Source organism: Chryseobacterium sp., from assembly GCF_022712095.1.
In the GTDB taxonomy this organism is placed as follows: Bacteria; Bacteroidota; Bacteroidia; order Flavobacteriales; family Weeksellaceae; genus Chryseobacterium.
In genome coordinates, this window is the sequence record NZ_JALAHD010000199.1 from 1 (window position 1) to 26,619 (window position 26,619).

The 26,619-nt window shown below is 35.5% G+C and carries 31 protein-coding genes; 14 read left to right on the forward strand and 17 right to left on the reverse strand.

Translation table 11 applies throughout. The annotated features are described in order from the left end of the window. The first annotated feature begins 70 nt into the window (after positions 1-70). From Q0A18_RS10205 to Q0A18_RS10215, 3 genes are all read left to right on the forward strand, one after another. Positions 71-1,090 (forward strand): LLM class flavin-dependent oxidoreductase, encoded by a 1,020-nt coding sequence (locus Q0A18_RS10205; protein WP_292010043.1) that lies wholly within the window; start codon positions 71-73, stop codon positions 1,088-1,090. Between the two features lie 228 nt (positions 1,091-1,318). Continuing rightward, positions 1,319-1,681, forward strand: a complete 363-nt coding sequence (locus Q0A18_RS10210) for a hypothetical protein (RefSeq protein ID WP_292010044.1) — start codon at positions 1,319-1,321, stop codon at positions 1,679-1,681. 19 nt (positions 1,682-1,700) lie between these two features. After that, on the forward strand, positions 1,701-1,949 hold the full coding sequence (locus Q0A18_RS10215) for a VF530 family protein (RefSeq protein WP_292010045.1): 249 nt from the start codon (positions 1,701-1,703) through the stop codon (positions 1,947-1,949). Positions 1,950-1,969: 20 nt separating this feature from the next. On the opposite strand, the gene Q0A18_RS10220 is transcribed toward Q0A18_RS10215, so the two are convergent. The 3 genes from Q0A18_RS10220 to Q0A18_RS10230 form a co-directional block, all read right to left on the reverse strand. Continuing rightward, positions 1,970-2,347 carry a YchJ family protein gene (locus Q0A18_RS10220; protein ID WP_292010046.1) on the reverse strand — a complete coding sequence of 126 codons (378 nt, stop codon included), beginning with the start codon at positions 2,345-2,347 and terminating at the stop codon, positions 1,970-1,972. A gap of 141 nt (positions 2,348-2,488) precedes the next feature. Further along, a complete protein-coding gene (locus Q0A18_RS10225) occupies positions 2,489-3,268 on the reverse strand; it encodes a class I SAM-dependent methyltransferase (protein ID WP_292010047.1) in 780 nt (259 codons plus the stop codon). 303 nt (positions 3,269-3,571) lie between these two features. Further along, positions 3,572-5,713: a M3 family metallopeptidase gene (locus Q0A18_RS10230; protein WP_292010048.1), complete on the reverse strand. Its 2,142-nt coding sequence runs from the start codon at positions 5,711-5,713 to the stop codon at positions 3,572-3,574. 58 nt (positions 5,714-5,771) lie between these two features. Here Q0A18_RS10230 and Q0A18_RS10235 point away from each other — a divergent pair, with 58 nt between their 5' ends. Continuing rightward, the gene (locus tag Q0A18_RS10235) at positions 5,772-6,584 is read left to right on the forward strand and encodes a head GIN domain-containing protein (RefSeq protein ID WP_292010049.1); all 813 of its coding nucleotides are present in this window, start codon (positions 5,772-5,774) and stop codon (positions 6,582-6,584) included. Between the two features lie 49 nt (positions 6,585-6,633). Here Q0A18_RS10235 and Q0A18_RS10240 read toward each other — a convergent pair whose 3' ends face one another. The 6 genes from Q0A18_RS10240 to Q0A18_RS10265 form a co-directional block, all read right to left on the reverse strand. Then, positions 6,634-7,371 (reverse strand): carbonic anhydrase family protein, encoded by a 738-nt coding sequence (locus Q0A18_RS10240; protein ID WP_292010050.1) that lies wholly within the window; start codon positions 7,369-7,371, stop codon positions 6,634-6,636. Positions 7,372-7,578: 207 nt separating this feature from the next. Then, positions 7,579-9,459, reverse strand: coding sequence for a monovalent cation:proton antiporter-2 (CPA2) family protein (locus Q0A18_RS10245; protein ID WP_292010051.1), 1,881 nt, complete (start codon positions 9,457-9,459; stop codon positions 7,579-7,581). Between the two features lie 5 nt (positions 9,460-9,464). After that, complete coding sequence (locus tag Q0A18_RS10250; RefSeq protein ID WP_292010052.1) at positions 9,465-9,986, reverse strand: NAD(P)H-dependent oxidoreductase; 522 nt, start codon at positions 9,984-9,986, stop codon at positions 9,465-9,467. A gap of 193 nt (positions 9,987-10,179) precedes the next feature. Then, positions 10,180-10,992 carry a TPM domain-containing protein gene (locus Q0A18_RS10255; RefSeq protein ID WP_292010053.1) on the reverse strand — a complete coding sequence of 271 codons (813 nt, stop codon included), beginning with the start codon at positions 10,990-10,992 and terminating at the stop codon, positions 10,180-10,182. Next, the gene (locus Q0A18_RS10260; protein WP_292010054.1) at positions 10,973-11,404 is read right to left on the reverse strand and encodes a TPM domain-containing protein; all 432 of its coding nucleotides are present in this window, start codon (positions 11,402-11,404) and stop codon (positions 10,973-10,975) included. Before Q0A18_RS10260 ends, Q0A18_RS10255 begins: the two co-directional genes overlap by 20 nt. Continuing rightward, positions 11,404-12,012 (reverse strand): LemA family protein, encoded by a 609-nt coding sequence (locus Q0A18_RS10265; protein ID WP_292010055.1) that lies wholly within the window; start codon positions 12,010-12,012, stop codon positions 11,404-11,406. Before Q0A18_RS10265 ends, Q0A18_RS10260 begins: the two co-directional genes overlap by 1 nt. Positions 12,013-12,087: 75 nt before the next feature. Here Q0A18_RS10265 and Q0A18_RS10270 point away from each other — a divergent pair, with 75 nt between their 5' ends. Both Q0A18_RS10270 and Q0A18_RS10275 read left to right on the forward strand, forming a co-directional pair. Beyond that, on the forward strand, positions 12,088-12,576 hold the full coding sequence (locus Q0A18_RS10270; protein WP_292010056.1) for a dihydrofolate reductase: 489 nt from the start codon (positions 12,088-12,090) through the stop codon (positions 12,574-12,576). A 43-nt stretch (positions 12,577-12,619) separates the two neighbouring features. Continuing rightward, positions 12,620-13,189, forward strand: a complete 570-nt coding sequence (locus tag Q0A18_RS10275; RefSeq protein ID WP_292010057.1) for a DUF2892 domain-containing protein — start codon at positions 12,620-12,622, stop codon at positions 13,187-13,189. Positions 13,190-13,236: 47 nt separating this feature from the next. Here the strand turns inward: Q0A18_RS10275 and Q0A18_RS10280 are convergent, their stop codons facing one another. The 3 genes from Q0A18_RS10280 to Q0A18_RS10290 form a co-directional block, all read right to left on the reverse strand. Beyond that, positions 13,237-13,872: a trimeric intracellular cation channel family protein gene (locus Q0A18_RS10280; protein WP_292010058.1), complete on the reverse strand. Its 636-nt coding sequence runs from the start codon at positions 13,870-13,872 to the stop codon at positions 13,237-13,239. A gap of 76 nt (positions 13,873-13,948) precedes the next feature. Further along, complete coding sequence (gene coaD, locus Q0A18_RS10285; protein ID WP_292010059.1) at positions 13,949-14,422, reverse strand: pantetheine-phosphate adenylyltransferase; 474 nt, start codon at positions 14,420-14,422, stop codon at positions 13,949-13,951. Positions 14,423-14,424: 2 nt separating this feature from the next. After that, positions 14,425-15,417, reverse strand: coding sequence for a D-alanine--D-alanine ligase (locus Q0A18_RS10290; protein ID WP_292010060.1), 993 nt, complete (start codon positions 15,415-15,417; stop codon positions 14,425-14,427). A gap of 155 nt (positions 15,418-15,572) precedes the next feature. Here Q0A18_RS10290 and Q0A18_RS10295 point away from each other — a divergent pair, with 155 nt between their 5' ends. The 4 genes from Q0A18_RS10295 to hemW all read left to right on the forward strand — a co-directional run bounded on the left by Q0A18_RS10295 (position 15,573) and on the right by hemW (position 19,999). Beyond that, positions 15,573-16,679 carry a PASTA domain-containing protein gene (locus tag Q0A18_RS10295; protein WP_292010061.1) on the forward strand — a complete coding sequence of 369 codons (1,107 nt, stop codon included), beginning with the start codon at positions 15,573-15,575 and terminating at the stop codon, positions 16,677-16,679. 77 nt (positions 16,680-16,756) lie between these two features. Then, positions 16,757-17,821, forward strand: a complete 1,065-nt coding sequence (locus tag Q0A18_RS10300; protein WP_292010062.1) for an RluA family pseudouridine synthase — start codon at positions 16,757-16,759, stop codon at positions 17,819-17,821. Positions 17,822-17,872: 51 nt separating this feature from the next. Then, positions 17,873-18,823, forward strand: a complete 951-nt coding sequence (locus Q0A18_RS10305; RefSeq protein ID WP_292010063.1) for a PorP/SprF family type IX secretion system membrane protein — start codon at positions 17,873-17,875, stop codon at positions 18,821-18,823. 51 nt (positions 18,824-18,874) lie between these two features. Further along, the gene (hemW, locus tag Q0A18_RS10310) at positions 18,875-19,999 is read left to right on the forward strand and encodes a radical SAM family heme chaperone HemW (RefSeq protein ID WP_292010064.1); all 1,125 of its coding nucleotides are present in this window, start codon (positions 18,875-18,877) and stop codon (positions 19,997-19,999) included. 15 nt (positions 20,000-20,014) lie between these two features. On the opposite strand, the gene Q0A18_RS10315 is transcribed toward hemW, so the two are convergent. Then, complete coding sequence (locus tag Q0A18_RS10315) at positions 20,015-20,698, reverse strand: winged helix-turn-helix domain-containing protein (RefSeq protein ID WP_292010065.1); 684 nt, start codon at positions 20,696-20,698, stop codon at positions 20,015-20,017. 66 nt (positions 20,699-20,764) lie between these two features. On the opposite strand from Q0A18_RS10315, the gene Q0A18_RS10320 reads away from it, so the two are divergent. From Q0A18_RS10320 to murI, 3 genes are all read left to right on the forward strand, one after another. Further along, the gene (locus Q0A18_RS10320) at positions 20,765-21,121 is read left to right on the forward strand and encodes an antibiotic biosynthesis monooxygenase (protein WP_292010066.1); all 357 of its coding nucleotides are present in this window, start codon (positions 20,765-20,767) and stop codon (positions 21,119-21,121) included. Next, complete coding sequence (locus tag Q0A18_RS10325; protein WP_292010067.1) at positions 21,122-21,514, forward strand: amino acid-binding ACT domain-containing protein; 393 nt, start codon at positions 21,122-21,124, stop codon at positions 21,512-21,514. 135 nt (positions 21,515-21,649) lie between these two features. After that, the gene (gene murI / locus Q0A18_RS10330) at positions 21,650-22,480 is read left to right on the forward strand and encodes a glutamate racemase (RefSeq protein WP_292010068.1); all 831 of its coding nucleotides are present in this window, start codon (positions 21,650-21,652) and stop codon (positions 22,478-22,480) included. Between the two features lie 32 nt (positions 22,481-22,512). Here the strand turns inward: murI and Q0A18_RS10335 are convergent, their stop codons facing one another. From Q0A18_RS10335 to Q0A18_RS10350, 4 genes are read right to left on the reverse strand one after another with little or no spacing between them, the layout of a single operon-like run. Beyond that, a complete protein-coding gene (locus Q0A18_RS10335) occupies positions 22,513-23,088 on the reverse strand; it encodes an RsmD family RNA methyltransferase (RefSeq protein ID WP_292010069.1) in 576 nt (191 codons plus the stop codon). A 39-nt stretch (positions 23,089-23,127) separates the two neighbouring features. Then, on the reverse strand, positions 23,128-23,844 hold the full coding sequence (locus Q0A18_RS10340) for a DUF3822 family protein (RefSeq protein WP_292010070.1): 717 nt from the start codon (positions 23,842-23,844) through the stop codon (positions 23,128-23,130). Positions 23,845-23,862: 18 nt separating this feature from the next. Next, on the reverse strand, positions 23,863-24,357 hold the full coding sequence (locus tag Q0A18_RS10345) for a Smr/MutS family protein (RefSeq protein WP_292010071.1): 495 nt from the start codon (positions 24,355-24,357) through the stop codon (positions 23,863-23,865). Positions 24,358-24,400: 43 nt separating this feature from the next. Continuing rightward, complete coding sequence (locus tag Q0A18_RS10350) at positions 24,401-24,895, reverse strand: metallophosphoesterase family protein (RefSeq protein ID WP_292010072.1); 495 nt, start codon at positions 24,893-24,895, stop codon at positions 24,401-24,403. A 63-nt stretch (positions 24,896-24,958) separates the two neighbouring features. On the opposite strand from Q0A18_RS10350, the gene Q0A18_RS10355 reads away from it, so the two are divergent. Next, positions 24,959-26,503, forward strand: a complete 1,545-nt coding sequence (locus Q0A18_RS10355) for a serine hydrolase (protein ID WP_292010073.1) — start codon at positions 24,959-24,961, stop codon at positions 26,501-26,503. Positions 26,504-26,619: the final 116 nt, after the last annotated feature.

Here is a 26,619-nt window from a genome sequence, read left to right on the forward strand (position 1 = left end):
ATTACGATCTTAACATTCATCAATGGAATACTTAAATGGTTGTAGTATTTTTGTTTAAAATTAATCAGTTATGGAATTAGGAATAGGAATGTTTGGCGATTTAGCCTACGATCAAAATACAGGAAAGTTTAGAGATGCCGGAGTTAAAATTAAAGAAATTCTTGAGCAGATCAAGTTAATGGATGAGGTAGGATTGGATGTTTTTGCTATGGGAGAACACCACCGTCCAGATTATGCAGTTTCTTCACCGGAAATTGTTTTAGCGGCGGCAGCAAGTACAACAAAGAATATTAAATTGGCAAGCGGTGTTACCGTATTAAGTTCTGCTGAGCCAGTAAAAGTATATGAGGATTTCTCTACCGTAGATTTAATTTCTGACGGAAGAGCAGAAATATTTGTGGGGCGTGGAAGCTTCATTGAATCTTTTCCTCTTTACGGATATTCATTAAATGATTATGAACAATTATTTGAAGAAAAACTGGATCTGTTATTAAAAATCAATAACGAAGAAAATGTAACCTGGTCCGGACAATTACGTGCTCCTATGCAGGATCAGACTGTTTATCCAAGAGCAAAAAATAATGGGAAACTTCCGATATGGATCGCAGTGGGTGGGACTCCTCAATCAGTGCTGAGAGCTGCAAAATTAGGATTACCTTTAATAGTAGCAATTATTGGAGGAATGCCTATCCAGTTTAAAAATCTGATAGAGTTCTATAAGCAGGAATACGAAAAGGCAGGACATGATATGTCACAAATGCAGATTGCTATCCATTCCCACACTTTTGTAAGTGATCAAAAAGAAGTGGTGGATGGTTATTTCGAAAATTATAAATCTCAGATGGACAGAATCGGGGCCACAAGAGGATGGTCTCCTTACACAAGAATGCAATATGATGGCGGTAAAAGTAAAGATGGTGCTTTATTTATCGGAAGCCCGGAAGAAGTAGCAGATAAAATTGCTTATATGAAAGAGATTTTCGGAATTACACGATTTATAGGACATATGGATGTGGGGGATCCGTCTCATGATATTATGATGAAATCTATCGAATTATTTGGTGATAAAGTATTGCCGATTGTTAAATAAAATTTTTCTGAAAAATAGAATCTCCATTGAATTTCAATGGAGATTTTTTATAAGTATTACACTGAGTGACATTTCAGGATGAATTTATTAAGGGATTCTAGGCTTTTGATCTCTTTATTTGAAAAGTATTTACTACCACCTCAGGAGATAGTTACAAAAAGTGATTTTATCTTGTTCTATGTCAAAGAAAAATTCTAATTAATCCTTATTTTTGGAGAAACTGATTTTATGAAAAGCTTATTTTTTTTACTTCTTATAATATGGGGGAATTTTATAAGTGCCCAAGACTTAGGAAAGATAGCACAAGAGATACAAGATGAGGGGATTGAATTATATAGAAGTGAAATGGCAAGTTGGTATGGAACAGATGTATTCAGAGTTAACTATGATAAAATTGAGAATATAGGAGGTTATTTTTCCTATATTGATAACCAAGTGCCTAAATGTTATAAGTTTACCAATTGGGATAGTTATATAGTTGTTTCGAAAAAATATATAAGTATTTGGAATGGAAAATCTAATAAGCTTTTGATTATGAAAGAAAAAGCTTTTAAGAAAATGGCAGAGAATATTGCCGAAAAAGATAACTAAAAGAAAAAATCAGAATAAAATGAACCCTAAATTCAAAGACCCTCTACACGGAAAAAGACTGGATGCTATTCTTGAAGAATTGGTAGAATACTATCAGGGATTTGAAAAATTAGGAGAACAGATTAATATCAGATGTTTTACTGACAATCCGAGTATCAGTTCCTCCTTGAAATTTTTAAGAAAAACACCCTGGGCACGTACTAAAGTTGAAAGTCTTTATTTGTACGTTTTAAGACAGAAAAAGAAAAATGATAAACCACTGCATTGATAAGCGTTTATCATTTATATCTAATCTAAAAATTCTCCTGAAACATAATACCAGCGGTCATGCATTTGCTGAAATACAGAAAACTCATGATGAATCTGTGAATTTCCTTCTTCATCAGTATAATAAGCTTTAAATTCCACGTGATTGAGTGCCGGTGTTCTGACGATTTCCAACCGCGTCCATTGATTAATCTCTCCCCATTCCTGTAAATCTTTTTCATTATGATATTTACGTTTTCCTGGCAATGTAGTTTCCATTAAATACTTTCCGTTGGGAATAGCAAAAGCAGAAAACCTGGAACGCATTAAAGCTTCAGCGGTAGGAGCATATTTCTCACCGGTATGATAAGGTTTACAACATTCTTCGTAAGATTTTCCTGAACAGCATGGACAATTCATTTCTTTTATTTTAATTGAGACCGGCAATATAATAAAAGAAGCATTCTTTTGAATGCTTCTTACTTATTTATTTTCTATTTTGGATAAATACGAATTCTTTTGCAAAGCCGGGACTTATCTTTGACAAATAGTAAATAATTATTATTCTATTTTTTTTGCAATGTAAAATACATAGCCATAGAACTCTTTATACTTGTGGTATATCTCTGCATCCAGGCGTTGAAGAGCTATAAAGTCTTCGGCTGCTTTATTACCTGCATATTTTTCAAGAAATATTTCCTGAGCCTTAATTAGAGGAGTGAAATAATGATCTGTCCAACAGTTGGTTGGGAGAATAAAGGTAGCCACCGGCATATATCCTGCTCTTTGTATTTGGGCTACTTTATTAGATATCGTATTCATTTCAGGGAAATGAGGCATACAATAATTCTCAATTTCTATCGGACGTTTTTCGGTAAACCATGAACTTTCAGTAACCGCAATATAACCTCCCGGCTTTAGAAACTTTCGCCACTCAGTAAGTCCCCGTTCAAAACCTATATTATAAATAGCTCCTTCCGACCAGATCAGGTCCAGTTCTTCATTCTGAAAGGGGAAGTTGTCCATTGAACGGACAATTCCTTTCATTCGGTCTTGAAGATTCAGTTTACGGGCGTTCTCATTGAACCGGTCGATAAATGGTGGGAAAAGATCAAATCCAGTAATATGTCCCGGAGCATTCTGGGTCAGCACTATAGTCTGACCTCCCGTACCGCAGCCAATGTCTGCGATAAGGGATTGATCCGTAAGATTATCTATAAAACTTAATGCTTTTAGGGTAACCTCAGGACTTCCTGGTCCTTGACGCTCTGTATGTAAAAAGAACTCACAAATTAAATTAAAATCAAACTCATGAATAGTTGTAATATTTTCGTTACTCATTATTGTAAGGTATAAAGTATACATGGAAGCACAACAATGCTTTTGTCATCGTATACGGTTAAAAAAATTAAAATGATAACAGCTCTCAAAAAGAAATCAAGAGCAAAACTAAAGAGACAATCTATACAATTTATACAGATCGTTTACTAAACTAAGTTCGATTTAAGTTTATTTGTCATAGGATAAATATACGAAATATTTTGCTGGGATAAAAATGACTTTTACTTTCTCATAAAAATTTTTAATTCTCTTACATAAAAAGAGAGGGAAATTTCCCTCTCTTTTCAATATTATATTGACCAATTATTTTATAAATCCTCTGTTTCTCAATAAAGGTTTAATATCCGGGTCGTGTCCTGTAAAATCTCTGAATGCCTGGTTGAGGTCTACAGAGTTTCCTACGGATAAAATCAGTTTTCTGAAACGGTCACCGTTTTCCCTTGTAAGTCCGCCATTATTTTTGATCCATTCCCATGCATCATTATCCAGTGTTTCAGACCACAGGTAGGCGTAGTATCCAGCAGAGTAACCACCTCCCCAAATATGAGCGAAATAGGGAGTATGATATCTTGGAGGGACGGTTGATAATGTAAAACCGTGTTTAGCTAAAGATTGTTTCTCAAAATCTAAAACAGGAATCAATTGACTCTCATTGGTCACCGTATGCCAATCCATATCCAATGCAGCTGCAGAAACTAATTCTGTTGTCATATACCCTTGATTGAAAGTAGAAGCTTTTTTAATTTTATCTACCAGAGCCTGAGGAATAGACTGCTTAGTTTCATAATGAACAGCGTAGTTTTTCAGAATAACCGGATCCAAAGCCCAGTGTTCATTAATCTGAGACGGAAATTCTACAAAGTCTCTCGGAACGTTGGTTCCGGAAAGAGATGGATATTTCTGGCTTGCAAACATTCCATGGATAGAATGTCCGAACTCATGAAACATCGTGGAAACATCATCATAGCTTATTAAAGAAGGTTTTCCCGGTGCTGGTTTCTGATAATTAAAACAGTTTACGATAACGGGTTTTGTCCCCAGAAGATAAGATTGCTCTACATAGTTGCTCATCCATGCTCCGCCGCTTTTGGAATCTCTTGTATAAAAATCAAGATAATAAATAGCAATAGATTTTCCATCATGATCAAAAACTTCATAAGCTACTACATCAGGATGATAAACCGGAAGGTCGCTTCTTTTCTTAAATGTGATTCCATAGAACTTTTCAGCAGCATAGAAAACCCCTTTTTCTAAAACTGTTGTTACCTCAAAATAAGGTTTAATCTGATTTTCATCCAGATCATATTTAGCCTTTCTTACCTGTTCAGCATAGAAATTCCAGTCCCATGGCTCAACTTTGAAGCCGCCTTTCTGCTGATCAATTAAGTCTTGTATATCTTTTGCTTCACGGCCTGCAGTTTCTACAGCTGGAGCGGCAATCTGGTTCATAAGTTTGATAGCAGCGTCAGGTGTTTTTGCCATTTGATCCTGCAGTTTCCATTCAGCAAAACTTTTCTTTCCTAAGATCTGGGCTTTTTTTAATCTTAGTGCTGCTAATTTTTCAATAGTTTCCCTCGTATCATTTCCATCACCTTTTTCAGCTCTTAACCAGGACGCTTTGAAAAGTTTTTCTCTTGTAGCCCTGTTTTTGAGATTTTGCAGAACAGGCTGCTGAGTAGTGTTCTGCAATGCTAAAAGATATTTGCCGGGCTGTCCTGCATTTTTAGCATCGGTAGCTGCCGCTGCAATTTCGTCTGGGCTAAGTCCGTCAAGCTCTTTTGCATCAGTGAAGAAAACCCCGCCTTGTTTTCTTGCTTCCAGTAGTTTATTAGAATATTGAGTGGAAAGAGACGCTAATTCCTGATTAACCTGTTTCAGCTTTTCTTTATCTGTAGAAGATAAATTAGCACCGGCAATTTCAAAATTTTGCTTATAATACTGCAGAAGCTTTTTACTTTCAGCATCAAGTCTGTCTTCTTTTATAGCTTTGATTCTTTTATAAAGATTATCATTCAGGAACATCTTATCCGAATGAGCAGCGAAAATTGGAGCATATTCTTCATCCAGTGCCTGTAAAGTAGGGTTGGTGTCTGCACTTGTCAGGTTTGAGAATACAATAACCGCTCTCTTTAATACTTCACCACTTTTCTCTAAAGCAACAATAGTGTTCTCAAAATTGGGAGCATCAGGATTATTGGCAATCTTTATTATTTCAGCATCATGTTGTTTCAGTCCGAAATCGAATGCAGGTTTAAAGTGTTCATTTTTTATTTTATCAAACTCAGGCGCTTCATATTGAAGCTTGCTTTTCTTCATAAAGGGGTTTGACGACAAAGAAGGATCAATATTCTGAACTTCCTGTTGAGTATCTTTTGTTTTCATTGTTGTACAAGAGTAGTTAAATGCCAAGGCAGAAATTAATAATACTGATGAAATATTTTTCATAAATTAGTTGTTATTAAAATATAAAGATATTAAAACTTAACGTATAAAAGCAGTAAACATGAGATCTACAACCATTTTTATTTTTTCAGCCTTTGTGTTATTGTCTTCATGCAAAGAGAAGCATGAAAGGAGTGACAAGAAAAGTGACTGGGTATCAAAAGTTACCAATAAAGATAATGGCCCCGAACGTCAAAAAGAATACAGTGGAAATTTTGATGAAATTGAAGTTTCCCAAGCAATAGACGCGGAAGTTATAAAATCAGAAACAGAAAGAGTTGTTGTTTCTGCTCCTGAAAACATTATCAATGAAATTTTAATTGATAATGAGGGGGGAAAACTACATATTCATTATAAACCGGGAATCAGGGTAATGAATAGCAGCAGAGTGACAGCGAAGATATATGCTAAAGACTTTACTAAACTAAAGGCCAGTTCTGCCGCTAAAATCAAAGTAAAAGATCAGTTCACGCAGGAAAAGACCGATATTGAAGTTTCAAGTGCAGGAAGTATATCCGGGCATCTTGAAGCCAATGAATTGGATATTAATGTGAGCAGCAGCAGTAGTTTTGAAGGGAAAATATGGGCTGTAGATTTAGATATTGAAGCTTCTTCCGCAGCAAGTGTTATTATATCCGGAAAATCTAAAAATGCAGATCTGAGCGCTTCATCAGGAAGTACTATTTCAGCAAAAGAGGTTATGGTCGATAATGTAAAAGCAGACGCATCGAGTGGAAGTAATATAGTAATAAGCGCAACTTCAAAGGTAGAAGCTAAGGCTTCTTCAGGAGGAAGTGTTAAAGTCAACAAAAAAGGAGATGTGACTACCATCCATAAACAAGAGAGTAGTGGAGGAAGCATAAGCATTCAATAATTAAAATAAAAAAATCGACTTTCTTTGAAAGTCGATTTTTATTTGGTTTTTATTTTGTCCCTGAAACCACTCTGCCATTAAGAGGCTGAATAGGTCTGTTATTGCTCTTTGGAAGATGATTGGCTATGTCCTTGATTTCATCCTCTGTCATTTCAATTGGCGTTTTGAAAAGAATCCATGTTACATTGTCTGAGCATGGTGGGGTAGTAAGAGATCCTGAATAGGTATAATAGGCTTTGTTATGAGGAAACATTTTTTCAGGATTAAAGATAATATCGGTATCTTCTTTTCCGTTTTTAGCTAAGTTTTTAAATACTTTCAGTTTTTCAAAATAGGAGTTTTCCAAACCTTCTTTAGCCATAACTCCAATCACAAGAACGGATCCGTCTAGGGCTTTATGTACAAAATGTAATTCCAGAGGGTAACGTATTCCGTCTACAGTGTGTTCAGATTCTTCATGAGCATGGAACTGAAGCAAAAAATACTTTTTGTTATTATGAGTAACATAATTTCCTTCATTAAAATCAAATTGTAAAGTGTGCCCGTTATCTATAATATCTTTTACGTCTCCGGTATCATAATGGAATTCCATTTTTGTCGCTTTCTTAGCTATTACAGCTGAAGTAGGAATGTTGATCGGAGACTGAGCCTTACTTTTATTACATTTTTCATTGCCTTCAGTTTCTCCCCAATGCTCGGGAGATTCACTGCCTTCATATCCCCAGTGATGTTGGGCATCTGCCAACCCCAGAGTAAAAAGGGATAGAGTAAAGAATAATTTTTTCATTAAATGGTTTAGATTTGAGAATTGTTTTATCAGTGATATTTAAGGTCTGATTGTGAACAATCCGCATTATTCTAGTTGATGGTCTAGTATAATGATTTTACAAAATTACCATTTCATGAGCGGGATATAATAGAAGAATAATTGATTTATTATATCAAAAAAATGAGCCTGTTAAAGTTTTTTTTCAGAAAATAGAAATTATAAGAATTAATTATCGTTTTCTTCTTCATTAATTAAAGAATCATCCGAGTTATTTGAATCAAAATTTAAATTATCATAGGCTAGGAGTTCTTCTTCTCTTTGAAGGATCTCTTTAGTTGTAAACAGAGCAAAATCATTATCTTCTTTACGGATTTTAGCTAGTTTTCTTACTGAAGCTTTATCAATAGCCATGAATCTTTGTCCCAGACGTCTTGCTGCGTATTTTCTCATACCAGTTTCATGGAGTACATCTACTGCCATGTCTACGGCGGTCCCTAATGTTTCACGATATATATTTTCAATACCATTATTGAGGTAGTCGTAGGCATCAATTCTGCTTTTTGCTCTTACAAATATTTTAACATCAGGGTATTGTTCCCGGACTACTTCTGCAATAAATTTATTGTCATCAGGATCATCAAGACAAAGAACCAGTATTTCGGCATCTTCTATTCCTGCAGCCCGCAGAATCGGAATTCGGGTTGCATCACCATAATAAACTTTAAAACCGTAGCTTCTCAACAGTTTTACACGGTCAGAATCTCTGTCAAGAACTGTTGCCGAAATTTTGTTGGCTTTTAATAATCTCCCCACTGTACTTCCGAAATGCCCGAACCCTACAATAATAATTTTCTTTTGCTGAATTTCATCATCAAGAATATTAAAGTCACTTTTTTCTTCACCGGGCTTCTGTTTGATAAATTTAGGAGTAATGAACTTGTCATTAATAATGAGAAGGAATGGTGTAATACACATGGTGATAGCAGTCACAGCCATCATCTGAGCATTGAGTTCAGGGCTTAAAAGGTACAGATTAGAAGCAAAATTAATCAGTACAAAGGCAAATTCTCCCACTTGAGAAAGGGCGAAAGCATAAAACAAACTTTGAGGTGTATCTATTCTGAAAAATTTTCCGATTGCATACAGCACTATGAATTTGACTATTAAAACTGCAAAAACAGTGCTGAAAATAAATAGCGGGTCACTTTGAATGATATTAAAATTCAGAGTGGAGCCTACACTTACAAAAAAAACAGCGAGTAATAGCCCTTTAAAAGGATCGATCTGGGCTTCCAGTTCATGCTGAAACTCACTATTGGCAAGCATAACACCTGCTAAGAAAGCTCCTAATGCAGGCGATAAGCCAATCGCAACCATTAGCTCTGAAACTCCTATTACGAGAAATAATGAGGAAGCAGTAAGGAGCTCTGTCATTCCAGATTTAGAAACATATCTCAAAAAAGGAACAAAAACATATTTACCCAATAAAATGAGAATAGTAACCCCTAAAATTACAGTTCCGGCCTGTAACCATTCAGGAAGTTTCTGAATAAGGATCTGTATTTCATTGTCATGATGTCTCGATTTATAATTAGCAATAATTGGTAAAAGAGCCAGAATGGGAATGACTGCGATATCCTGAAACAGTAGTGTGGCAAAAGAGGCTTCTCCTGCTGTGGTCTTTAAATTATTCTTTTCCTGCAGGGTTTGGAGAACAATGGCTGTAGATGATAAGGCAAAACACATGGCTATGGCAATAGCTTTATCTACTTTCCAACCGAATGTAACAAAGATCATGAACAGTAAGGCAATCGTAAGAAGCATTTGGGTAAATCCCAATCCCACAATTTTTTTTCGCATGTCCCAAAATTTTCTGGGTTCAAGCTCCAATCCTACCAGAAATAAAAGCATAATAACTCCAAACTCACTGGCATGCATGATATCATTAACATCTTTTCCTGTAAGTTTAAGAACATAGGGACCAATAAGAATCCCTCCTGCAATATATCCTATAACAGAACTTAAACCTAATTTTCTCGCCAGTGGTACCATAATAATAGCAACACCTAAAAAGATCAGGGTATTCATCGCTAAAGTAGACTCCATATGCTTTATTGACTGAGAAGTTCCACAAATTCTTTTTTATGGACTATGATTTCTTTTTTAGTTAATTTGTTGGCTTCGTAAACGATTTTGATATTCTTGATCCGGGCTTTAAAGACATTCAGACAGACGATTAAACCACTTATGATCTCTTCAATGGTATATCGATAAGTTCCTGTTTTGCTGAAGGACCTCTCTTTTCCTCCGGTGGTAACAAGGATATAAACTTCCTTGCCTTCCAATGGGTTTTCTTCATCTTCTTTCAGCCAATCCCGGTCAAATACTTCATCAATCCATAAACGGAGAAGAGGTGGTACTCCAAACCAGATAATAGGAAACTGAAAAATAAATCGATCATAATCTTTCAGGCGTTTTCTTTCCCTGAATGCTGCAATGTGAAAATCAGGATACTCCTCATAGAGATCTCTGAGAGTAAAATGCTGATGTCGAACATAGAAATTAATCAATTCTACATTAGAATTGGAATGCTCAAGATAAGGGTGTGCAAAAATCACCAGCGTCTTTTTCATAACCCGTTTTTAGTAAATTTAATGAAAAATAATGGAAAAATCCTATTATTATGCCTCTTTTATTAATTTATTAATATTGAAATGAGTGTATTTTATTAAATGGGATAAGTAAAAAGCGGAAATTAGTATTTTTAAATAAAAAATAATCGACCATTTATTCTATGATCGATTAGATATTCTTTAGTATTTATTTTTACCATCCGCCTGAGGCTCCTCCACCTCCAAAGCTTCCGCCGCCACCGAATCCGCCAAATCCACCTCCTGAGCTTCCGCCACCGAAACCTCCACCAAATCCACCTCCAAAGCTGCCAGGAAAGGGGAAGAATCCCCCCGGATAATTTCTGCGTCCTCTGCGGGAAATAATAACATCATCATCGTCATCATTTCCATGTCCGCCACCTCTGTTACTGAATAAGATGATCAGTATGATAAAAATGATAAAAGCAATTAGAATGGTTTTAGAAAGACTGAGGCTTCCGGAATCATTGTATTGATCATTGATAGGCTTAAATTTCCCCTGTACGGCTTCCATAATAGAGGAAGTTCCACGGTTAATTCCCTCATACCACAGGCCTTGCTTAAAGTTCGGAGCCACAATATAGTCAATGATCTGTCCCGCAACAGATGCCGTTAAATATTGCTCCACGGCTCTACCTTGCTGGATAGAAATGGTTTTGTCTTCTGTGGCAATGAGGAAAACGATTCCATTATCTACACCTTTTTGACCAATTCCCCATTCCTGCCCAAACATGGTAGCCAGAAAATTAATGTCCTGTCCTTTTGTGGAAGGAATAATGATCACCTCAATTTGCGTAGAAGTAGAATCTGCAAACTTGATGAGTTTATCATTAAGAGCACTTTTTTCCTGTTGTGAAAGTAATCCTGCTTCATCATACACCGGATATAAAACAGCAGGTTTTTTAGGAATGGTATACTGTGCTGATACAAAGTTGTAAAAGCAGATAAATAAAAATAAAAACGGTATTTTAAGAGAATGTAATCTCATTAGGAAGTTCATTGTTGTTTTCCCCGGTTACAGGAAAATGTTTTTTCAGTTCTAGACCTGTTTCCAGAATGGCACTTTTCAATGCTTTATAATAATTACCTTTTGCAAATTCTGAAGTAATATAATCGTGCAAATGATCCCAGTAAGACTGATGTACTTTTTCATGTATTCCTACATCACCAATAATGGTAAGGTATTTTTTTTCGAAATTAACATGGAAAAGAACTGCATTTCTTTCTGCTGTTTTACCCATACAGAGTTCTCTGAAAACTTCAAATGCTGTTTCCGCATTGTGGTCCTCAGTCGTAGAATCTATATGCACTCTGATCTCTCCGGTAGAATGTTCTTCTGCTGACTGAATGGCTTCCACAAGGGAAGCCATCTGTTGATCTGTAAGAAAATGATTGTTCATTATTCAGAGAAAACTTCTGGTGCCTTATTTGCGCCTGCATCAGCTTTGAATAAAGGCTTTTCTTTAAAATTAGTAAAGTTGGCCAAAATATTATTGGGGAACTGTTTGATCATGGTGTTGTACCCCTTAACTGCATCATTGTAATAAACGGTTTCAGTTCTGATGCTGTTTTCAATAGCGATATATTCTCTTTGGAAATTGATATACTGCTGGTCAGCTTTAAGGTTAGGATATTGTTCTACAACAGCCATTAACCGGCTTAAAGCTCCTGATAATTCTCCCTGAGCAGCCTGGAATTTTGCCATATCCTGTTCCGTAACATTTGTAGGATCGATGGTCACAGAAGTAGCTTTTGATCTGGCTTCGATAACTTTGGTTAAAGTTTCCTGCTCAAATTTAGAGTAAGATTTTACGGTTCTTTCCAGATTAGGAATCAGATTGGCTCTTTTCTGGTAAACAGTCTCTACATTAGACCATTTTGCATCTACATCCTGTTCTTTAGCTACAAAGTTATTATATCCGCTTTTACCCCAAAAGAAAATAATAACGACAATAACGACAAGGGCAATGCCAATGGTTCCGGCACTGAAACATCCTTTATTTTTCATAGTTTACTTTTTTAAATTTTATTGTGCTAACTCAAATATACAAATTATGTGCTAATTTTGTAAAAATTTATTTTGATGACAACAATTGTGGTGGCAATGGGAGAGAATAATGAAATTGGTTCTAATAACCGGTTACTTTGGCATCTTCCCACGGATTTGAAACATTTTAAAGAGCTTACTTCAGGACATCCCATTATTATGGGAAGAAAGACCTATGAAAGTATAGGGAAACCTCTCCCTAACCGTACTAATATTGTTGTTTCAAGAAAAAAAGACTGGTTTGAAGAAGGGATTCTGATCGTAGGAAGTATAAAGGAAGCTTTAAAATTTGCTAAAAAAATAGATGAAAAGGTTTTTGTGATCGGAGGCGGAAATATATATGAACAGACTATCGACTTAGTAGACAGGCTGGAAGTTACTGTTGTAAAGGCGAATCTTGAGGCAGATACATTCTTTCCTAAAATTGATGAGAAGACTTGGGTAAAGGTGAATGAGGTTTGCCATGAGAAGGATGAGAAAAATCCTTATGATTTTTGTTTTCAAACATTTGAAAGAAAGCTTTAAATCTGATTTGTAATTTTTATCTTTGCACTTCTAAATTTTAATAATGAATAAATACATAAAACTTGTAGTTGCGGCACTTCTTATTATTGGAGGAGGCTATATGATGTTCTTTACAAGAAGCCTTGGATGGGGGATTGTAATTTTCCTTTTGGCAGCTATTCCTATTTTCCTTTTCTTTAAAAACGAAAATATGTTGTTGGCATTCTGGCAGTTAAGAAAACAGAATATGGAAAAAGCATCTAAATTTTTGAATAATATTACGGATTATAAAAGTCAGCTTCACAAATCTCAGTATGGATATTACCATTATTTACAGGGGTTAACGCTAGCTCAGGATAATCCTGCTAAAGTAGAGCCGCTGATGAAAAAAGCTCTGGAATATGGATTGAATATGAAACATGACAGGGCAATGGCTACTCTAAATCTTGCAGCAGTAGCTATTTCTAAAGGAAGAAGACAGGAAGGTCAAAAATTACTGGAAGAAGCTAAAAGGCTAGACAGTGCGGGGATGATGACGGATCAGATCAAGATGATGAAAGATCAGCTGAAAATGCCTTCTATGCAAAAGCATATGCATAATCCAAACATGAGACAAAGAGGAAAATTCTTTTAAAAATAAAAATAAAAAGTCCTGTGGAACTCCACAGGACTTTTTGTATGTTACATTTCAGCATTATTCTGATTATATCCATAAAACCTTGGGATCTGCCAGTGGTATTTTACGGCAAGGGTCCTTATGGCAACAATCAGCAGTATAGTGAATATTTGTACAAAAGTATAGGACAGATTAGTATAATGGGTCATTAATAAAAATGCCGACCCGCCTACAATACATGCTGTTGCATAAATTTCCTGCCTGAATATCAGAGGAATTCTATTGAGTAAAATATCCCTGATGATTCCTCCGAAGCACCCTGTTATAGTCCCTAATCCAATACAGATAAGAGGATGGATACCCACATGTAATCCTTTTTGAATCCCGATAATGGTAAACAGCCCTAGTCCGAAGCTGTCGAAAATGAATAAGGTTACTTTAAAGTTTTTTTCAATAGATTTAAAGATCATTGAGAAGATACTGGTTAGCAGGATCAATCCGCACATAAGCAAATCGTGCATCCAGAAAACAGGAACATCCAATAATAAATCCCTTACGGTTCCTCCTCCCACAGAAGTTATAAAAGCAATAATAAGTACACCAAAAGGATCAAGACGTTTTTGCATAGCAGCAAAACTTCCTGACATGGAAAAGGAAATGGTTCCTAATATTTCTATGGCGAAATTGAATTGTTCGTGCATTATATGTATGAATGATAAATGGGTATGTTAATGATTTTTCTTACAGGCAAATATTCTACCATTTATCTTACCTAAATTATTTTTTTGCTAATTCTACTCTTACGGATTCAGGAACGAGAAGTTCATACTCACCTCCATGGGTAATGATTTCTCTTACAATACTGCTGCTTATAAAAGATTTTCCTGATGAAGTCAATAAAAAAACTGTTTCCAGTTTTTTATGAGCCAAAGTCCTGTTGGTATGGGCTATTGCTTTTTCAAATTCAAAATCCGCCGGGTTTCTTAATCCTCTGATGATGTACTGAGCGTTTTTGTTAAAGCAATAATCAACGGTTAACCCTTCAAAATAATCAACTTCTACATTAGGGAATTCCGCTAAGGAGTTTTTAATGAATTCCATTCTTTTTTCCAGAGGAAACATATATTTTTTCTGGGAATTTTGCCCGATGGCGATAATGAGTTTATCAAAAAGAGGTGCCGCTCTTTCTATAATATCATAATGTCCTAAAGTGATGGGATCGAAAGATCCCGGAAAAACAGCAATTCTCATAGTTACTTCTTTTTTTTGGCTAGTGCTTTTTCAACTTCGTTTCCGCACAGGTCTTTTATAGATATACCATAGATTTTTGCCTGTTGAGGTAGTATGCTTGCAGGAGAGAATCCAGGATTGGTATTCATTTCCAACATATAAGGGATTCCATCCATTAATATGTATTCACTGCGGGAAAAACCACTCATTCCAAGAGAATTGTAAGCTTTTTTTGCTATTTCTTCCACTCTGATTCTTGTTTCGTCATCGATCCTTGCAGGAGTGATCTCTTCTGAGGCTCCTTCATATTTGGCTTCATAATCAAAGAATTCATTTTGAGGAACAATTTCTGTAATTCCCAGAACAATAGTTTCTCCTTTATAATCGATAACACCTACGGAAACTTCCATTCCGTTTAAAAAGCTTTCAATAAGGATTTCGTTATCTTCCTTAAATGCTATTTCTGTGGCTGCTTTTAATTCTGATTTTTCTTTTACTTTGGAAATTCCAAGGGAAGAGCCTGACTGATTGGGTTTTACAAAAACAGGAAGCCCAAGTTGGCTGATAATCTCATCTTCATTAATACTTTCTCCCTTTCTTAAGTAAATACTTTTCGCAGAAGGGATTCCATATTTTGATAATACGGCTAATGTATCTTTTTTATTAAATGTCAAAGCACTCTGGTAGAAATCACATCCGGTATAAGCTTGTCCTATGGCATCCCAATAGGCCTGCAGGATTCCGTTTTCACCGGGTGTTCCGTGGATAATATTAAAGCATACATCGAAATTTAACTTTTCATTGTTTGCTAATTCAATGGAAAAGTCACCTCTATTGATGGTATGTTTTTGTTCATTCTCATCTAAAAAATACCATTCATCTTTAAGAATAACGACTTTGTATACATTATAAACATCCCTATCCAGGGAATCGTAAATTAATTGACCGCTTTTCAATGAAACAACATATTCGTCAGAATAGCCTCCCATTACTACGGCAACATGTTTTTTGCTCATAATTACAGATATCAATTCACGCAAATTTAATCATTTTATATAATGCAGTAAGTGAAATTGATAATTTTTAAACTGAAAACCGAAAACTCATCAATATCAAACTACATTCTAAAATTATTAATTATATTTGCCATGTAATTCAAGTAATTTAAAGTATGCTTAAATCACTTTTCAATTGGAAAGTTTTAGTAAATTTAGTACTGGCGATCGCAGTTTTTGTGGGGTTGGTATGGCTGACATTTCGTTGGCTGGAATATCATACTAATCATGGGCAGGAGATCCCGGTTCCTAACGTAGTTAATAAGTCAGTATATGATGCTATAAAAATATTGGATGATGCAGGACTGGAATATGAAGTGGACAGTTTTAAATATGATCCGAAATACAGACCTTTCCAGGTTCTTCAGGTATATCCTTCACCAGGATCCCGTGTAAAAGACGGAAGAGCTATTCAGCTTAAAGTAAATCCCAGAACTTGGGCGAAAGTGGAAGTTCCGGATGTGATTAATAAATATGCAGGACTGGCTTTCCAAAGACTGGATCAGGTAGGATTAAAAGTAGGGGATACTATTTTTGAGCCGAGTATTCAAAAAGATGCAGTATTAAGAATCATATATAAAGGTAATGCTGTAAAACCAAGAACCAAATTACCGAGATTCTCGATTGTAGATGTGGTAATCGGTTCAGGGCCTATGAGGAATATCTCTATTCCGAATGTGGTAGGATTAACCGTGAAGGAGGCCAGAGCAGTAATTGCAAGAAGCATGTTTGAAGTTGGATTGGTGGAGCACGAAGACGGTGGAAAGGATGAATCCGATATTATTTATTATCAGGATCCGGCTTCAGGAGATGTGAGAGATCAGGGAATGCAGATGGATCTTTGGGCAAGTAAGAGAACACCAGCAGAGTTAAGCGCTAAAATAGAACAGCTGAATTCTATATACCGTATGAAAGTAGATTCTTCTCTTCCTCCGGTACATTATGACGAAGTACCGACTTATAATGAACCTGTTTACGAGTCTGCACCGGTACCAGCTCCGGCAGCTCCTAAAAAGGAAGCTCCCAAAGAGCCCGTGAAAACCGAGACGAAACCGGCAACTGCTGCTGCGGAAAAGCCTAAGACAGAAACTAAACCCAAAGCTTCTGCTGTAAGTAATAAACCTGCTGCTACAGGCGGCAGTTCCAATACAGGAAGTAATAAAACAACAACTACCACACAGCCGGCTCAGAAGCCGAAAGCTAAAAAAGTAGTTGTAGAGTAAACTCTTATACAATAAAAATAAAAGGCTTCAACTTTATATAATGTTGAAGCCTTTTATGTAAAAAATATAATACGGTAATGACAGAAGATAACGAAGATTTTTTAGATGAAGAATTATTGAATTCCGAAACTATCGATATTGATGAGGAAAACAAAGGCTTATACGAACATCTTAATATAACGGTTGACAGTAAGCAGGAACCTTTGAGAATAGATAAGTTTCTGTTGATTTACAGACAGAATTCTTCCAGAAATAAAATTTCCCAGACGTGCAGAGCGGGGAATGTTATTGTCAATGGCAGTCCTGTAAAACAGAATTACCGTGTTAAACCCGGAGACCAGATATCGGTCTTATTAACTCACCCGCCTAGAGAGAATGTCATTATTCCTCAGGATATTCCTATTAATATAGTATACGAAGATGATGATCTTGTCGTTGTAGATAAAGAGGCCGGAATGGTTGTGCATCCGGGATTTGGAAATTGGGATGGCACATTAGTCAATGCCTTGGCTTTTCACTTTGAAAAGAATGGACAGAAGTCGGATTTGGATAGAGTGGGCCTTGTTCATAGGATAGATAAAGATACTTCGGGATTACTTGTTATTGCGAAGAACGAATATGCGCTAAGCTTTTTAGCTAAGCAGTTTTTTGAACGGACGACCAAAAGGCTTTATTGGGCTTTTGTTTGGGGAAATGTACAGGATGATGAAGGAACTATAAGAGGTCATATAGGAAGGCATCCTAAAAACAGAATGCAGATGTCCGTATATGAAGACGGAAGCCAGGGAAAACATGCTGTAACGCATTATAAAGTGTTGGAAAGGTTTAAATATATGACATGGGTGGAATGCAAACTGGAAACAGGAAGAACCCATCAGATCAGAGCGCATTTTAAACATATTGGTCATACACTGTTTAATGATGAAAGATATGAAGGACATATAGCGTTGAGAGGAGTTAATCTGCCTAAGTATAAGCAGTTTATAAAAAATGTTTTTGAAATTTTACCAAGACATGCCCTACATGCCCATACCTTAGGATTTGTGCATCCCACTACAAAGGAGGAATTATATTTTGAGAGCCCAATGCCTCAAGATATGGCGGATGCCGTAAAAAAATGGAGAAATTATTTAGAAAACTAAAAATATATTGAGAATTTTTTTATATTTGTTGAATTGAAATCAAGATTTGTTATGAGAAAACTATATGCTATCGTGTGTTTGGCTCTTTTGTCAAATGCATACAAAGCACAAGAATCACTACCATATTATCAGCAATATCTTTTGGATGGTGATTTCCTGTTCAATCCGGCGCAATCCGGAAAAACCGATGATGTACAGCTTAATCTCAATTATCAACAACAATTTTCAAAGTTTAGCGAGTCCCCAAATGTACAGTCTATAGGAATTAATGCTAATATTTTCGATAGAGTAGGTGCAGGTATTTCTGTTTTCAGAGACAGTAACGGTCCTATTTCGGCAGGTGGTATTACAGCGGGAGCTTCTTACTTTATTCCTCTAAGTAGTGAAGGGGAAAGAAAAGATCAGTTTTCTTTTGGTACAAGTGTGAACTTCTACAATATGAATTTTGATTATTCAAAAATTAATACAGAAGACGGATACGATCCATTACTACAAGGTAATGAAAGTAATATCTTTATGGTGTATGCTAATTTCGGTTTGGCTGCAACGTACAGAAATCTCTTCGGGGGTGTATCGGTTAATGATATTGCTTTAAGTAATGACGAATCTATTGTTAATAACTATGAGCCTTCTCCTATTAAGTTCTTTTTAAATTTAGGGTATGACTGGCATTTTGCAGACAATATGTTCGTAACTCCTTCCGTATTGGTGAACTTGAATACCAACTCAACAAGAATGGTTGATTACAACTTGGTAGCTACTTTCTTTAATGATTTTAATTCATTCTCTGCAGGGGTGAGCTATAGAGCAGTTCAGAACAGATTTGATAATCAGCAGTTGAGTATCTCCCCGATTATAAAAGTTAAATTTAATAAATTTATGATTGGTGCTACTTATAACCTTGGGTTATCTGATATTCAGGATTATGGCGGAAACAGTTTCATGATCTCTATGGGATATAATTTTGATAACTTTATTAATCGTAGAGGATTTAGATATTAATATGATTTAAATTAAATAAATTTGAGCTCTGATTTTTTCAGGGCTTTTTTTATGATTTATATTCACATTCCATTCTGTAAGCAAAAGTGCAGTTATTGTAATTTTCATTTTTCAACATCTTTAGATTTCAAAGATGAAATGCTGGCTGCCATAAAGAAGGAGATCGGGCATCGGAAATCGGAACTGCAAAATAAAATGTTACAATCTTTATATCTCGGAGGAGGTACGCCTTCTATTCTGAACGCTGGGGAAATCAATCAGCTTATCGATGAGGTATTGAAATATTTCAGTTTTGAAAAGGATATTGAAATTACTCTGGAAGCGAATCCGGATGATCTCGATAAGAGCTTTTTAAAAGAGCTATCTCATTCTCCGGTCAATCGTTTATCCATTGGAACCCAGAGTTTTTTTGATGAAGATTTAAAACTGATGAACAGAGCTCATAATGCTTCAGAAGCAGAAGGCTCTATTAAGAGAGCTCAGGATTTTGGTTTTGAAAATTTAAGCATTGATCTGATCTACGGTTCGCCCACTTCCAATATGGAAATATGGAAAGAGAATTTAAATAAAACGATTGCCCTAGAAGTCCCTCATATTTCTTCTTATGCACTCACTGTAGAGCCCAGGACAGCTTTAAACAACTGGATTGCAAAAGGAAAGGTAAGTACACCTAAAGAAGAGGAACAGAATCGGGAATTTTATTATATGTCAGACTTTCTGAAAGATCATGGATTTGACCATTATGAGATTTCCAATTTTGCTAAACCGGGATTTTACTCTAGGCATAATTCTGCTTATTGGAAGTATAAAGAGTATCTGGGGATAGGCCCTTCTGCCCACTCTTACAATGGATTTGAGAAGAGAAGCTGGAATGTAGCCAATAACCAGCAGTATATAAAGAAGCTGAATGCTAATGTGTCGGCTCATGAAACAGAAGTTCTTTCCGAACAAGATCAGTTTAATGAAATGATTATGATCGGATTAAGGACTATTTGGGGTGTTGACATGAAAGATTTGAGGGAAAAATTTTCTAAAGAGATTTATGAAAGAATTGTGGCTGAAATTCGGCCTAAGATGGAAGAAGGCATCCTGGAAATAGATAAAGATCATCTTAAAATTCCTGAGAAGCATTGGTTTTTGGCGGATGGGATTGCTTCTGACCTGTTTATTGTATAAGTGAGCTTTTTATTACTATAATGATATACCCAGTAACTTATAAATTTCCTGAGTGCCTTTTGTCGTAATAATCAGCTCTCTTGAAAATTGAACTTTCCTGAACCAATTTTTAAAAATCATTTTTTCTAATAAATCAGCACCAAGTTTACCTGCTAAATGCGGACGGCGTTCTGACCAATCCAGACAATATCTTGTTAATGGGCGACGAATGTCTTTATAATCACTTTGTTTAATATCCAGCTGCTGTAACCAGTCCCATCCTCTTGTAGTGACCCTATATTGTTTTTCTTCTTTTTCCAGATATCCTTTGCTTTCCATTATATCCACAATCTGGCATCCTACATAACCAGCTAAGTGATCATAGCAAGTTCTGCAATATTTTATACCTGCAGGTTTTATATTGTCAGTTTTTACCGGTGAACTTACTTTTGATAATTGCGCTAGTGCTTCAACGGCGTAAGCAACATCAGCGTGTGAAAAATTATAGTAACGATGGCGGCCTTGAACTTCAACCTTTAAAATTTCGGAAGCCAATAATTTGGAAAGGTGATTGCTTGCAGAGGTGGTCGAAATATTAGCGAAAGCAGCCAATTCACTTGCAGTATAGGCTTTTCCATCAAGTAATGACCACAATATTTTCGCTCTTGAGGGCTCACCAATCAAAGCAGTAATTTTTGAAAATTGATCTATAGCATCCATACTTCATTCTTAAATGAAATGTAAAGGTAATAAATACAATAATTTTATCTCCACAAATTAAATAATATGATAGTCGTAATTTTTGAAGCGTACCCAGCAATGGGAAAATGGGATGTATACCTTGATTTAGCAGCTGCATTAAAGCCAGAATTAGGTAAAATAAAAGGATTTATGTCAATTGAAAGATTTCAAAGTGTAAGTAATCCCGATAAAGTTTTATCCCTTTCGTTCTGGGAAGATGAAGAAAGTATCGAAAAATGGCGTAATATGAGACTTCACAGGCAGGCCCAGATAGAAGGAAGGGAAGCTGTTTTTAATAATTATAAATTGAGAGTAGCCACGGTGATCAGAGACTATGGAATGACAGAAAGAGAGCAGGCTCCGCAGGATAGTAAGATAATTCAAAATCAAAAAGATATTTAAATGAAAGATCTGGAAATTATTTTAAAAAACAGAGAAGGGCAATTGGCTTTAATGGGAGAAACTCTTGGGGAAAATAAAATTAGCATTGAGGGAGGAGGTGTGTTTGGGAATGGGGACAAGGCAATAGCTCATTTTTTAGTCTCAGAAGCGGAAAGAGCTGTAGAAATATTAGCAGAAGTTGGTATAAAAGTTTCAAAAATCAATGATGTAATTATTCAAAAACTCCGACAAGATATGCCGGGACAACTGGGAATGTTTTGCAGACAACTGGCAGATGATAATGTCAATATTCTTGTACAGTATAGTGACCATTCAAATCAACTTATTATTGTGCCCGACAATTTTGAAAAGGCAAAAGAAATTTCAAGATTGTGGATGAATAAATGGTGGTAACAAAAGGATAATTATTTACTATTTGGACTGAAGTAATTAATTAAGTCTTCATGGCTGTATATTGAGAAAGTAAAGTTTAAAATAGAATATGAAAATCTAAAAATCTTCGTATTTTTGTACAAAATTTCAGTCCTTTTGAAAAATAAAAAACCAGATTATTCACACCTTTCACCCAAACAGCCTATTGGTATTTTCGACAGTGGTGTAGGAGGTTTAACGAACGCTAAGGAAATAAAAAGACTCTTGCCTAATGAAGATTTAATTTACTTCGGAGATACGAAGCATTTGCCTTATGGAGATAAATCAAAAGAGGCTATTATTGAGTATTCTACGAAAATCACCAATTTTCTGCTGGAGCAGAACTGTAAAGCTATTGTGATTGCCTGTAATACAGCAACGGCCAATGCATTGAATGAAGTAATAGAGTCAGTGGCGGGAAGAGTTCCTGTAATTGATGTTATTAATCCTGTAGCGGAAAAAGTAGCTTATGAAATTCATAATAATATAGGAGTTATTGCAACTAAAGCTACTGTAAACTCAGGATTATATAAAAAAAGTATCCGTAAACATAATAAGTTTATAAAGGTAGATGAGCTTGCAACACCTTTATTGGTTCCTGCTATTGAAGAAGGTTTTAAAAATCATCCTATCACACATGCTATTATTTATAATTATTTAAGCAATAGCAAACTGAAAAATATTGAAACTTTAATTTTAGGATGTACCCACTATCCATTATTAATAGATGAGATCAAACAATATTACGGAAATAGAGTACGGGTAATTGATTCTCCTAATATTGTAGCGAATCATCTAAAGATTATTCTGGATAAGTATCACCTTCTGAATGAATGTAATCCTAAGCCCAGCTATCATTTCTATCTTTCGGACCTGACGAAAAACTTTGAGAAAATATCCAAAAAGTTCTTTGGGAAAAGTATTGATCTGGAATTAAAAGTATTATAAATAAAAAGACTCATTTCTGAGTCTTTTTTATTTTATAGTTCTTCTGTTTCCTCGGTAGTGTTCGGTGCAAAGAAGCTGAAACTCACGTTGCCATATTTTCTGGTGTCTTGTAAATTAGGATGTTCCAGTTTCAGACGGCTCTGATGCTCCACTATCAATACTCCGTTTTCTTTTAGATATTTGTTATTAAGAACCAGGGAGATCATTTCGTGATATTTCTTCTCTTCCGTTTCAAAAGGAGCATCTGAAAAAACTATTTCAAATGATTTTTTATTTCTGAATTTTTTCAGCCAGTCAAAAACATCTCCTCTCTGAACATTGATCTGTAATGCCATGTCCAATTCTGAAGCTGTTGAATTAATAAATGCCGTATGCTTCGGATTCATTTCTACGGATGTGATATCCTGACATCCCCTTGATGCAAATTCCAGAGAAATGGAGCCTATTCCGGCAAATAAATCCAATACGGAAATAGACTGCATATCATATTTATTTTCCAGAATACTGAACAAAGCTTCTTTTGCAAAATCCGTAGTAGGTCTTACATCAAAGTTTTTCGGAGCGGCTATTTTTTTGGCTTTCCATTTTCCTGAGATTATTCTGTACATTCTTAGTAAAGTTTGAGTTTTAAGTATATCAACTTCCTTTTAATTTAAAATGAAGTTCTTATTAGGAAGATTATCAAATACAATCTTCAGATTTTTGACGAACTTCTGCAGTTCGGAAATAAAAGTTTCGTTTTCCGTGGTCTCACCATAAGCGAAAAAGTTGGTTTCATTGATTCCAAAACCGATTTTGCTCAAAGTAAACATAATGAAATACAGAAAATCCACTTCTGAATTTACATCTAGATTATTGTATAAAATAATCTCATGATTATCGATGGCAAAGAATTCACATTGATTGTGATAAAGATTGATATGGATTTCTTTGCGCCCTTTATTGTGTATAGAATTTAAGAACTTTTCCCCGGAAAAATTAAAATAGGCAGGAATTGCCAGCTCTTTTATTTTCTTATAGAAATCTTTTGGAAAGGTATAATAAAACTGCACCTTGAATTTTTTATTCACCGAAAGCATAAGTTCTTCACTATCCTTATCTACCGGAGCATTGAAAGCAATCAGGTCATATCCCGATTCGTGGTTTTCAAATCCTTCAGGCATCAGGGTAAAATGATTTAGGGCAGAAATAATATGTACTTCATCAAATCTTTGCTTGATTAAAATTTCATCCAGTTTATTTATAATGAATCCCTCTGGAGATTCCTCTGTTACAAAATAAGATTTTTCTTCCAAAATCTTTTTGTTTCGGGCTATCTGACAGATCAATCCGTCTTTGGTAAAAAGTAAATTAAGTACGTTCATATTCGAATAATTGCAAATTTAATGAAATTCTACCATTACCGCACCCGATTGATGATGAAGGATTTCTTTATTGTAAAAATCCAGATTAGTCTGGCTTTCCAGGACGTCCCATACCATTTTCTGCAAAGTGCCGTCACCAATGCCATGAATAATTTCCAATCTTTTTAAATGATTCTTTCTGCAAAATTCCAATACTTGTATCAGTTTTTCCTTTTGAATGAATAGTCTTTCAAAACTATCATAATCATTAGGGTTTTTAACAAGGTTATTAAAATGCAGATCCAGGATCATGGGATTTTTCTGATGCTTTTTTGAAATTATTTTCCGGTGTTCCTGTTTTTGTTTTATTTCTACGTTTTCATAAATGGAAGGGTTTTTAGGAACAAGCCGTTCTTGAGGATACTGATGAGTAAATCCATGTTCGTCCTTAAATGTTATGATATTTCCTTTCACGGAAGTAATGATTCCGCTTAAATCATCATCAATTACAGAAACCTGGTCGCCAATTTTCATTTATTCGCTTTTATCCTATTTAAGAATGTTTACAAATTTAAGTCTATTTTGGTCCCAATTCAATAATTTCAAGATCTTTTATCTCTTTCTTATCAATCGTAAATCGCATCATGGTTCTCATTTTATGCCATCCTTGTTTTCCGCAGGCTCCCGGATTAAGGTGAAGAAGATTATTCTTTTTATCAAACATAGCCTTCAAGATATGAGAATGACCTGAGATAAATAGCTGAGGTGCTTTCTGATTAATTTCTTCTTTGGCTAAAGGGGAATATCTCCCGGGATATCCACCGATATGGATCATTAATACTTCCACTTCTTCACAGAAAAAGCGGTTCACTTCCGGAAATTCAGCCCGGATTTTAGCATTATCTATATTTCCGTATACTCCTTTTAAAGTTTTTATCTTTTCAAGCTGCTCAATAACTTCCATGCTTCCGAAATCACCTCCATGCCAGATTTCATCCGCCTGCCGGGCATAGTCTAAAATTCTGTCATCAATATAAGAATGAGAGTCAGAGAGAAGAAGGATTTTTGTCATTACTAAAATCTTTTTGAGTCCCAAAATTACTTATTTTATTACCTTTGAGAAAACTAAATAGTAATGAAGCAGAAACTTTCTTTTCTTCTTTTCTTTTTATCCGTCGGATTATTCAATGCACAGATTGAAGAGAAAAAATTGGATGAATTAATTCAAAAGACATTAAAAAACTTTGATGTTCCCGGAATGTCAGTGGGTATTGTAAAAGATGGTAAACTGGTTTATGCAAAAGGATTTGGTACACGATCCTTAACTACAAAATCTCCTATGGATGAGAAAACACTTGTAGGTATTGCTTCTAATTCAAAAGGTTTCACCTGTACTGCGTTGGCTGTTTTAGCTGATGAGGGGAAACTGGACTGGAACGATAAAGTTTCCCAATATCTTCCGGAGTTTCAGATGTATGATCCTTATGTCTCTCAGAATATTACCATTAAAGATCTGGTTACTCACCGGACAGGATTAGGCCTTGGGCAGGGAGATCTGATGTTTTTTCCTGAAGGAGGAAATCTTACTGTAAATGATATTGTACATAATGTTCGCTATTTGAAACCTGAACATTCTTTCAGAACAAACTTGGAATATAATAATATTATGTTTATTGTAGCAGGAGAAATTATTCATAGAGTTTCAGGCTTAAGCTGGGCTGAGTTTATAGAGCAGAGAATTATGAAGCCTGTCGGAATGAATTCCAGTTTTGGGAGTTATAGTAGGGGAAAGGGAGTAAATAATAAAATAGATGCACATGCTCCAGTAGATGGTAAAGTAGTAGCAGTCCCTCATGACTGGAATGAAACTGCCAATGCAGCGGGCGGGATTATGAGTAATATAGAGGATATGACGACCTGGGCTCAGTTTCTTTTAAATAATTTCACCACAACAGAAGGAGAAAAACTGGTTTCAGATAAACAGGCTCAGCAGTTATGGAGTTTACAGATTCCTGCTGTAGTAACAGCTAAAAATCCGTATGATACAAGTTTCTATGGATATGGCTTGGGATGGTTCTTAAGCGATGTAAAAGGACATAAACAAATACAGCATACCGGAGGTTTAATAGGAACGGTAACTCAGTTTACATTAATTCCGGATATAAGTCTAGGAGTTGTGGTATTAACCAACCAGCAATCGGGAGCGGCATTTAATACGATTACGAATACAATAAAGGACTCTTATTTAGGAATTGAAGATAGAAACTGGTTGAAAACCTATGCTGAAAGAATCACGGTGGCAAATACGAAATTTGAAAAACAGAAGAAAGAGGCGTTCGCAAAATCAGATTCTTTCAGGAAAAATAAAAACTTACAGCCTGATCCGGAACAGTTTACGGGGACGTATAATGATCAATGGTTTGGAGATGTTGAAATTAGTAGAAAGGGGGAGACATACAGAATTTCGTGTGCTAATTCTCCAAGATTAAAAGGAGAGCTTCTTCCTTATTCTTATAACAGTTTTATTGTGAAATGGGATGACCGGAGTTATGATGCGGATGTTTATCTTGTTTTCAGTTATGATGAGAATGGGAAAGCTCGGTCGGCAACAATGAAACCTATTTCGGATGTGACGGATTTTAGTTTTGATTTTGAAGATCTGGACTTAAGAAGAAAATAGATAAGAAACTCCAATGCCCATTGGAGTTTTTGTTTTATGAAGGATTATTTAAAAACAATTACTGATAAAAATCATTATTAAATAAGGCGAAATACATTAATCTCTTTTTATTGATA

Bases quoted from the DNA above. Each gene is read 5' to 3' on its own strand.
- Q0A18_RS10205 (WP_292010043.1), top strand. From the start codon at position 71: ATGGAATTAGGAATAGGAATGTTTGGCGATTTAGCCTACGATCAAAAT.
- Q0A18_RS10210 (WP_292010044.1), top strand. From the start codon at position 1,319: ATGAAAAGCTTATTTTTTTTACTTCTTATAATATGGGGGAATTTTATA.
- Q0A18_RS10215 (WP_292010045.1), top strand. From the start codon at position 1,701: ATGAACCCTAAATTCAAAGACCCTCTACACGGAAAAAGACTGGATGCT.
- Q0A18_RS10220 (WP_292010046.1), bottom strand. From the start codon at position 2,347: ATGAATTGTCCATGCTGTTCAGGAAAATCTTACGAAGAATGTTGTAAA.
- Q0A18_RS10225 (WP_292010047.1), bottom strand. From the start codon at position 3,268: ATGAGTAACGAAAATATTACAACTATTCATGAGTTTGATTTTAATTTA.
- Q0A18_RS10230 (WP_292010048.1), bottom strand. From the start codon at position 5,713: ATGAAAAATATTTCATCAGTATTATTAATTTCTGCCTTGGCATTTAAC.
- Q0A18_RS10235 (WP_292010049.1), top strand. From the start codon at position 5,772: ATGAGATCTACAACCATTTTTATTTTTTCAGCCTTTGTGTTATTGTCT.
- Q0A18_RS10240 (WP_292010050.1), bottom strand. From the start codon at position 7,371: ATGAAAAAATTATTCTTTACTCTATCCCTTTTTACTCTGGGGTTGGCA.
- Q0A18_RS10245 (WP_292010051.1), bottom strand. From the start codon at position 9,459: ATGGAGTCTACTTTAGCGATGAATACCCTGATCTTTTTAGGTGTTGCT.
- Q0A18_RS10250 (WP_292010052.1), bottom strand. From the start codon at position 9,986: ATGAAAAAGACGCTGGTGATTTTTGCACACCCTTATCTTGAGCATTCC.
- Q0A18_RS10255 (WP_292010053.1), bottom strand. From the start codon at position 10,992: ATGAGATTACATTCTCTTAAAATACCGTTTTTATTTTTATTTATCTGC.
- Q0A18_RS10260 (WP_292010054.1), bottom strand. From the start codon at position 11,404: ATGAACAATCATTTTCTTACAGATCAACAGATGGCTTCCCTTGTGGAA.
- Q0A18_RS10265 (WP_292010055.1), bottom strand. From the start codon at position 12,012: ATGAAAAATAAAGGATGTTTCAGTGCCGGAACCATTGGCATTGCCCTT.
- Q0A18_RS10270 (WP_292010056.1), top strand. From the start codon at position 12,088: ATGACAACAATTGTGGTGGCAATGGGAGAGAATAATGAAATTGGTTCT.
- Q0A18_RS10275 (WP_292010057.1), top strand. From the start codon at position 12,620: ATGAATAAATACATAAAACTTGTAGTTGCGGCACTTCTTATTATTGGA.
- Q0A18_RS10280 (WP_292010058.1), bottom strand. From the start codon at position 13,872: ATGCACGAACAATTCAATTTCGCCATAGAAATATTAGGAACCATTTCC.
- coaD (WP_292010059.1), bottom strand. From the start codon at position 14,422: ATGAGAATTGCTGTTTTTCCGGGATCTTTCGATCCCATCACTTTAGGA.
- Q0A18_RS10290 (WP_292010060.1), bottom strand. From the start codon at position 15,417: ATGAGCAAAAAACATGTTGCCGTAGTAATGGGAGGCTATTCTGACGAA.
- Q0A18_RS10295 (WP_292010061.1), top strand. From the start codon at position 15,573: ATGCTTAAATCACTTTTCAATTGGAAAGTTTTAGTAAATTTAGTACTG.
- Q0A18_RS10300 (WP_292010062.1), top strand. From the start codon at position 16,757: ATGACAGAAGATAACGAAGATTTTTTAGATGAAGAATTATTGAATTCC.
- Q0A18_RS10305 (WP_292010063.1), top strand. From the start codon at position 17,873: ATGAGAAAACTATATGCTATCGTGTGTTTGGCTCTTTTGTCAAATGCA.
- hemW (WP_292010064.1), top strand. From the start codon at position 18,875: ATGATTTATATTCACATTCCATTCTGTAAGCAAAAGTGCAGTTATTGT.
- Q0A18_RS10315 (WP_292010065.1), bottom strand. From the start codon at position 20,698: ATGGATGCTATAGATCAATTTTCAAAAATTACTGCTTTGATTGGTGAG.
- Q0A18_RS10320 (WP_292010066.1), top strand. From the start codon at position 20,765: ATGATAGTCGTAATTTTTGAAGCGTACCCAGCAATGGGAAAATGGGAT.
- Q0A18_RS10325 (WP_292010067.1), top strand. From the start codon at position 21,122: ATGAAAGATCTGGAAATTATTTTAAAAAACAGAGAAGGGCAATTGGCT.
- Q0A18_RS10335 (WP_292010069.1), bottom strand. From the start codon at position 23,088: ATGTACAGAATAATCTCAGGAAAATGGAAAGCCAAAAAAATAGCCGCT.
- Q0A18_RS10340 (WP_292010070.1), bottom strand. From the start codon at position 23,844: ATGAACGTACTTAATTTACTTTTTACCAAAGACGGATTGATCTGTCAG.
- Q0A18_RS10345 (WP_292010071.1), bottom strand. From the start codon at position 24,357: ATGAAAATTGGCGACCAGGTTTCTGTAATTGATGATGATTTAAGCGGA.
- Q0A18_RS10350 (WP_292010072.1), bottom strand. From the start codon at position 24,895: ATGACAAAAATCCTTCTTCTCTCTGACTCTCATTCTTATATTGATGAC.
- Q0A18_RS10355 (WP_292010073.1), top strand. From the start codon at position 24,959: ATGAAGCAGAAACTTTCTTTTCTTCTTTTCTTTTTATCCGTCGGATTA.